The organism is Streptomyces sp. SID9727, assembly GCF_010550605.1.
In the GTDB taxonomy this organism is placed as follows: Bacteria; Actinomycetota; Actinomycetes; order Streptomycetales; family Streptomycetaceae; genus Streptomyces.
Map to the genome: position 1 here is coordinate 1 of NZ_JAAGNI010000517.1, position 6,440 is coordinate 6,440.

6 protein-coding genes are annotated in these 6,440 nt (G+C 74.9%); 3 read left to right on the forward strand and 3 right to left on the reverse strand.

Features of this window, described 5'->3' with window-relative positions:
- The 3 genes from G3I41_RS35300 to G3I41_RS35310 form a co-directional block, all read right to left on the reverse strand.
- Nucleotides 1-503, reverse strand: a 503-nt coding sequence (locus G3I41_RS35300) for an ADP-ribosylglycohydrolase family protein (RefSeq protein ID WP_203602117.1), incomplete at its 3' end; no start/stop codon positions are given.
- A gap of 39 nt (nt 504-542) precedes the next feature.
- Entirely contained in the window at nt 543-1,985 is a 1,443-nt protein-coding gene (locus G3I41_RS35305; RefSeq protein ID WP_164404599.1) for an MFS transporter, read from the reverse strand.
- A complete protein-coding gene (locus G3I41_RS35310) occupies nt 1,982-3,199 on the reverse strand; it encodes a M20 family metallopeptidase (RefSeq protein WP_164404600.1) in 1,218 nt (405 codons plus the stop codon). The genes G3I41_RS35305 and G3I41_RS35310 overlap by 4 nt, the downstream gene beginning before the upstream one ends.
- 118 nt (nt 3,200-3,317) lie before the next feature.
- Between G3I41_RS35310 and G3I41_RS35315 the strand changes: the two genes are divergently transcribed.
- From G3I41_RS35315 to G3I41_RS35325, 3 genes are all read left to right on the forward strand, one after another.
- A complete protein-coding gene (locus tag G3I41_RS35315) occupies nt 3,318-4,382 on the forward strand; it encodes an Lrp/AsnC family transcriptional regulator (protein ID WP_164404601.1) in 1,065 nt (354 codons plus the stop codon).
- 99 nt (nt 4,383-4,481) lie between these two features.
- Nucleotides 4,482-5,417: an oxygenase MpaB family protein gene (locus G3I41_RS35320; protein ID WP_164404602.1), complete on the forward strand. Its 936-nt coding sequence runs from the start codon at nt 4,482-4,484 to the stop codon at nt 5,415-5,417.
- A partial coding sequence (locus tag G3I41_RS35325; RefSeq protein ID WP_164404603.1) for a serine/threonine-protein kinase occupies nt 5,399-6,440 on the forward strand: 1,042 nt, incomplete at its 3' end. The genes G3I41_RS35320 and G3I41_RS35325, both read left to right, overlap by 19 nt.

A 6,440-nucleotide genomic window follows, 5' to 3' on the forward strand; every position in this document is an offset into this window, starting at 1 on the left:
GCCACCGCCCCGGCGGCCGCCTCCGGGTGGTGGTGCGAGACCGCGCTCTGGCGGGCGGCCTGCTCGACGGCGGTGTCCAGGTCGGCGGCGTGCCAGGCACCGAGCGGGGCGACGCGCATCGCCGCCCCGTTGCCCCAGGAACCCATGCCCTCGAACTGCGCGCTCACCAGCTCCTGCCAGGGCTCGCCCGCGCCGATGCGGCGCAGGACGTCGTGCATCGAGGCCCCGTAGCCGCGGTGGGTGTCGGCCGCGTACTCCTCGGCCAGGCGCCGGGCGAACCGGTCTTGGTCCACGGCGCCGTCGCCCTCGGCGAGTTCGCGCACCAGGACCAGCGCCTGCGCGGTGTCGTCGCTCCAGCGCCACACGGGCTCCGGGGGCGGCGTCCGGGCCTCCAGGGGCTCGGGGCCCTCGCGGCGCAGGATGCCGAACCAGCGGTCGCCGAAGGCGTCACCGAAGGCGAGCCCGGCCAGCGAGTCGAGTGCGGGGGAGGGGATGGCGGTCATCGCAGCAGTATGACAAGCCTGATGCTCCGTGCGCCCCGGTCAATCCGCCGTCCCGCGCCGCGCGGCGGCCGCCGCCGCGGCCGCGCCGGCGGAGAGCAGCGCGCACAGCAGCCAGACCGCGACGTACCCGGACTCGCCCGCCGCCTCCTGGGTCTCGGAGACGGCACTCCCGGTCTCGGACGCCGGGGTCGCCAGGACCACGGCGACGACCGCTCCGGCGACCGCGCCGCCCAGGGTCTTGACGTTGTTGTACAGGGCCGTGGTGATCCCCGTACGGGAGGGGGCGCCGGCCTCCGCGATCACCGTGGGCAGCGCGCCGAGCGCCACGCCGATCCCCGCACCGGCGAGCGCCTTGGCCGCCACCAGCTGCCAGATCGCCGTGTGGAACGCGGCGGTGGACAGGAAACTCGCGCCGATCAGGGCGAATGAGGCGATCAGCGCGGGGCGGTAGCCGACGCGCCCCGCGACGCGTGCGGTCAGCGAGGAGCCGACCACCGCCGCGATCCCGGCGGGCAGTGCGATCAGCGAGATGGCGAGGGCGGAGAGCCCGAAGCCGTAACCGGTGCGTTCCGGGTCCGCCGCCAGGAACGTGGAGTCGGGGGCCAGGCTGCCGAAGTAGACGACGCCGAACGCCGCCGCGCAGAGGAAGTACGGGGCGACACTGCGGTCGGCCAGCGCCCGCAGGTCCACCAGCGGATCGGGCACCCGCAGCTCGCGAACCGCCCACACCGCGCCCGTCAGCAGGGCGAGCGGCACCGGGACCAGCACCGCGCCGGAGAGGAGGGGGCCGGTCTTCGCCGCGGAGATCCCCGCGAGCAGCAGGAGCACGGCCAGGCTCAGCAGGCCGACGCCCGGCCAGTCGAGCCGGCCGCCCGGCGTCCTGGTGGATTCCGGGATCGCGAGGAACGAGACCGGGACGCAGAGCAGGGCGAGCACGGCCGGGAGGAGCAGGGTGATCCGGACGTCACCCGTCGCCTCGTGCGCCAGGCCCATGACCACCCCGCCGAGCAGCGTGCCCAGCGTGAGCGCGCCGACCAGGCGCGCGATGGCGGCGCGGGCGCGTTCGACGGAGAGCCGGTCGCGCACGAGGGCGATCTCCAGCGGCAGCAGGGCGGCGAGCGGGCCCAGCAGCACCCGGCCGGCCAGCAGTACGGGCAGCGAAGGGGCGAGGGCCACGAGGAGCGAGCCGACGGACACGCACACCAGTGAGACCCGCAGCATGCGGCGGTGCCCGTACACGTCGCCGAGCCGGCCGAAGGCGGGCACGCACACCGCGGCGGCGAGCAGCTGGGCGGCCATCACCCAGTTGAGGTCGGCGTCCGCGATGCCCAGCTCGGTGCCGATGTCCGGCAGCAGGGGCGCGATCCCGCCCTGAAGGAACCCGCTGGTCAGCTCGAAGAGGACGAGGAGACCCACGACCGCGCCGACGGACGCGGAGGCGGTCGTGGCGGGGGCCGGTGCGGTGGACCGGGTCGTGCTCACGACGACTGCTCCGTGGGAGCGCCGGCCTCCTGGAGGCGCCGCGCCGCGAGTCCGGCCAGGAGGGCCGCGGCGTCCGCCACCGCCCGGTCGTCGTAGACCGCCTGCGCGGAGTGGTTCATGGGCGCGGCCGACGGGTCCTGATCCGGTGGACACGCGCCGAGGCCCACGTACGCGCCCGGGACCTCGTGCAGCACGTACGAGAAGTCCTCGGAGCCGGCCATCGGGCGCGGCGCCTCGAAGACCCGGGCGGCGCCGAGGACTTCGCGTGCGGTGCGCAGCGCGAAGGCGGCCTCGGCGGCGTCGTTGACGGTGACCGGATAGCCCTCGCGGTAGTCGGTCCCGGCGGTCAGGCCGTGCGCGGCGGCGATCCCCCGCACGGTCCGTTCCAGGGCGCCCCGGACCCGGGCCCGGGTCTCCTCGGAGAACGTCCTGACGGTGGCGGTGAACTCGGCGGCCCCGGGGATGACGTTCCCGGCCGACCCGGCGTGCAGTGAGCCCACGGTGATCACGGCCGGGTCGAAGATGTCGACGGTGCGCGTGACCAGGGTCTGGAGCGCGGTGACCATCTCGCAGACGGCCGGTACGGGGTCCTTGGCCAGGTGCGGCGACGACCCGTGGCCCCCGGCGCCCACGACGCGCACGGTGACCTCGTCGGAGGCGGCGAGCATCGGGCCCGGGCGTACGGCGGCGGTACCGACGGGCAGCACCGCGGAGGTGACGTGCAGCGCGTACGCGGCGACGACCCGGGTCCCGGCCGCGTCGAGCACGCCCTCCTCGATCATCAGCCGGGCCCCGCCCATGCCCTCCTCGCCCGGCTGGAACATGAACACCACGTCACCCGCCAGCTCCTCGCGCCGCGCGGCCAGCAGCCGGGCCGCTCCGACCAGCCCCGCGGTGTGCACGTCGTGACCGCAGGCGTGCATCCGCCCGGACACCTCGGAGGCGTACGGCACACCGCTGTCCTCCTGTACGGGCAGCGCGTCCATGTCACCGCGCAGCAGTACGGCGGGACCGGACCGGCCGCCGCGCAGCACAGCGGTCACCGAGGTGAGCCGCCGGCCGGTCGTGATCTCCAGGGGCAGTCCGGACAGGGCGTCCAGGACCGCCCGTTGAGTGCGGGGGAGGTCGAGACCGAGCTCGGGCTGCCGGTGCAGGGCGTGGCGCAGCCGGACCAGGGAGTCTTCGACGGCGAGGGCGTCAGTGGGTGCGAACATGCCTGGTATGGTGCCGATCCGGCCGTCCAGAGCAGAGCCGGTGCCAGGATCCTCCGGATCACTCGGATCGTTTGCCGGAAACCACCGGCCGATGCCACGACCTCCCGGAGGGCGACCCGTGCTGGACGAACTCGACCTGCTCCTCGTCACCGCGCTCCAGATCGCGCCGCGCGCGGACTGGCGGACCATCGGGGACGTGCTCGGCCTCGACGCCTCGACGGTCGCCCGGCGCTGGGCCCGGCTGACCCGGGACGGCCATGCCTGGATCGGCGTGCACCCCTCGGTCGAGGCGAGCGGCCCGGACACCTGGACCCTCGTCGCGTTCATCGAGGTCGACTGCGTCTCCGGACGGCTGCACGAGGTGGCCGGTCGGATCGCGGACGACCCGCACGTGTTCAACCTGGAGCACGTCAGCGGCAGCCGGGACCTCATGGTCACCGCGGTCTTCACCGACCACGCCCAGCTGGCCCGGTACGTCGGCTTCCGCCTCGGCGCCCTCGACGGTGTCGCCGCCTCCCGCACCCAGGTCGCCACCACCCTGCACACCGAGGGCAGCCGCTGGCGGCTCGACCGCCTCACCGAGGAGCAGCGCCGCAAGCTCGCCCCGCACACCCCGAACCGGCAGCCCGCCCGCACCGTCCCCCGACGCGACCTCGAACTGGTCCGCGTCCTCGGCGAGGACCCGCGCCGGCCCGTCGCCCACATCGCCGAACGCACCGGGCTCAGCCCCACGACCGTCCGCCGCCGCCTCGACCGCCTCGACGCCGACCGGGCGCTCGCCTACCGGTGCGAGGTGGCGCGGTCGCTCTCCGGCTGGCCGGTCTCGGTCTCGTACTGGGCGGCGGTGCCGCAGAGCCGGGCGCCCCAGCTCGCGAAGAGCATCAGCCAGATCCGCGAGATCCGGCTCTGCGCCTCGCTGACCGGCCCGCACAACCTGCTCCTGGCCGCCTGGCTGCGCTCGGTGGACGACATCGGCGCCTTCGAGTCCCGGCTCACCGCCCGCCACCCGGAACTGACCGTGGCCGACCGGGCGCTGACGCTCTGGCCGATGAAGCTCGCCGGCCACCTCCTCGACCCCCAGGGCCGCCACCTGCGGGCCGTCCCCCTGGCCAGCTGGGAGGGCACCCACTCCGACACCGCGGAGGCGGCCCTCCTGGACCGCCTCCGGACACCTCCGGCCTGACGACGCGCCGCGGGGTGCCCACCGAGCGCGTCCCCGGCCACACTGGGGGTGGTCCCGCGACGCGGCGCCGGACCACCCCCGAGCAGGAGGGACACGCACATGGAGAAGGCCGACCCCGGGCTCTTCGGACCCGCATCGGTCACCTGGCAGCTGCACGGCGACCCGATGATGTGGATCGCCGGAGTGCGGGCCCTCTACCTCCAGGCGCTCCACCCCCTCGCCGTGCGCGGCGTGATGCAGAACTCCGACTTCCGCGAGGACGCCTGGGGCCGGCTCATGCGCACGGCGGGGTTCGTCGGCACGCTCACGTACGGAACCACCGAGGCCGCCGAGAAGGCGGGCGCCCGGGTCCGGAGGATCCACGCCCGCCTGAAGGTCACCGACCCGGAGACCGGCCTCACCCACGGTGTGGACGAGCCCGAGCTGCTGCTGTGGGTGCACTGCGCCGAAGCCGACTCCTACCTCCAGGTCCTGCGCCGCTCCGGCTACCCGCTCACCGCCCGGCAGGCCGACCAGTACCTCGCCGAGCACCGGCACAGCGCCCGGCTCGTCGGCCTCGACCCCGACGAGGTGCCCGCGACCACCGCCGAGATGGCCGGCTACTTCGCCCGTGTGCGGCCCGTGCTCGCCCGGACCCCGGAGGCGCTGGACGTCGACAGCTTCCTGCGCCGCCCGCCCGTGCCCCCGCTCCTCGTCCCCGTACGCGACCTGTTGTGGCGGCGCGTCGCGACCCTCGCGTACCAGTCGCTGCCGCCGTTCGCCCACGAGCTGTACGGGAGGACGGCGCCGCCGCCCGCCGCCGTGGACCGCCGGCTGCGCGCCGCCGGGGTGCTCCTGCGGGCCGTGCCCGCGCGGCTGCGGTGGCGGCTTCCGCCCGGTCACATCATGAACGCGATGGCACGACTCGGACCCGGCAGCCGCCCCACCCCGTACACACTGAAGAGGCAGGCAGCCATACTGGACCGACCGGGGAGGGTGCGGCGACAGCGGGCGGAACGACGGGGGCGGCGACAGGGATGGCGGAGACCAGGCTGATCCAGAGCCGGTACCGGCTGCTCGACCTGATCGGTCGCGGCGGCATGGGCGAGGTGTGGCGCGCCCGCGACGAAGCACTGGGCCGCCAGGTCGCCGTCAAATGCCTCAAGCCCATGAGCGGCCGGCACGACGAGGACCACACCCGCATCGTCCGCGAACGCTTTCGCCGTGAGGCCCGGGTCGCCGCCGCCCTCCAGCACCGGGGCGTCACCGTCGTCCACGACTTCGGCGAGTACGAGGGCGTGCTCTACCTCGTGATGGAACTGCTGGACGGCCGCAACCTCAGCCAGCTCCTGGAGGACAACGAGCAGCACCCGCTGCCCGTGGACGACATCGTGGACATCGCCGAGCAGGTGGCCGACGCGCTCGGCTACACCCACCAGCAGGGCATCGTCCACCGCGACCTCAAGCCCGCCAACATCATGCGGCTGTCCGACGGGACGGTGAAGATCTGCGACTTCGGGATCGCCCGGCCGGGCCACGGCATCCCGGTCACCTCCCGGCTCACCGGCGTCGGCATCGCCATGGGCACCCCGCACTACATGTCGCCGGAGCAGATCAGCGGCGGCCAGGTCGACCACCGCAGCGACCTCTACTCGCTGGGCTGCGTGCTGTACGAGATCGCGACCGGAGCCCCGCCCTTCGACCTGGAGGACTCCTGGGGCATCCTCGTCGGCCACCGCGACACCCCTCCCGAGCCGCCGCGCTCCCACCGCGCCGAACTGCCCCGGTTCTTCGACCGGGTCGTCCTCGACCTGCTCGCCAAGACCCCCGAGGAACGCCCGGCCGACGCCCACGACCTGCGTCGCCGCATCGCCGTCGGCCGCACCGGTGAACAGCCCTTCCCGGGTCCGGCCGGCGAGGCGCAGCCCGCCCCCGCCGTCCTCTCCGGCCGGACACCCGCCCCCGCCGCGCCGCTGCCCGCCTGGGCGCACACGATGACCGGCGGCCACAGGGCGACGGCCACCGCCGACCCCACGGCACCGCCCGACCACTCGGCGGGCCTCACCCTGGCCTGGACCA

Coding starts and splice junctions, on each gene's coding strand:
- G3I41_RS35310 (WP_164404600.1), bottom strand. CDS start 3,199: ATGTTCGCACCCACTGACGCCCTCGCCGTCGAAGACTCCCTGGTCCGG.
- G3I41_RS35320 (WP_164404602.1), top strand. CDS start 4,482: ATGGAGAAGGCCGACCCCGGGCTCTTCGGACCCGCATCGGTCACCTGG.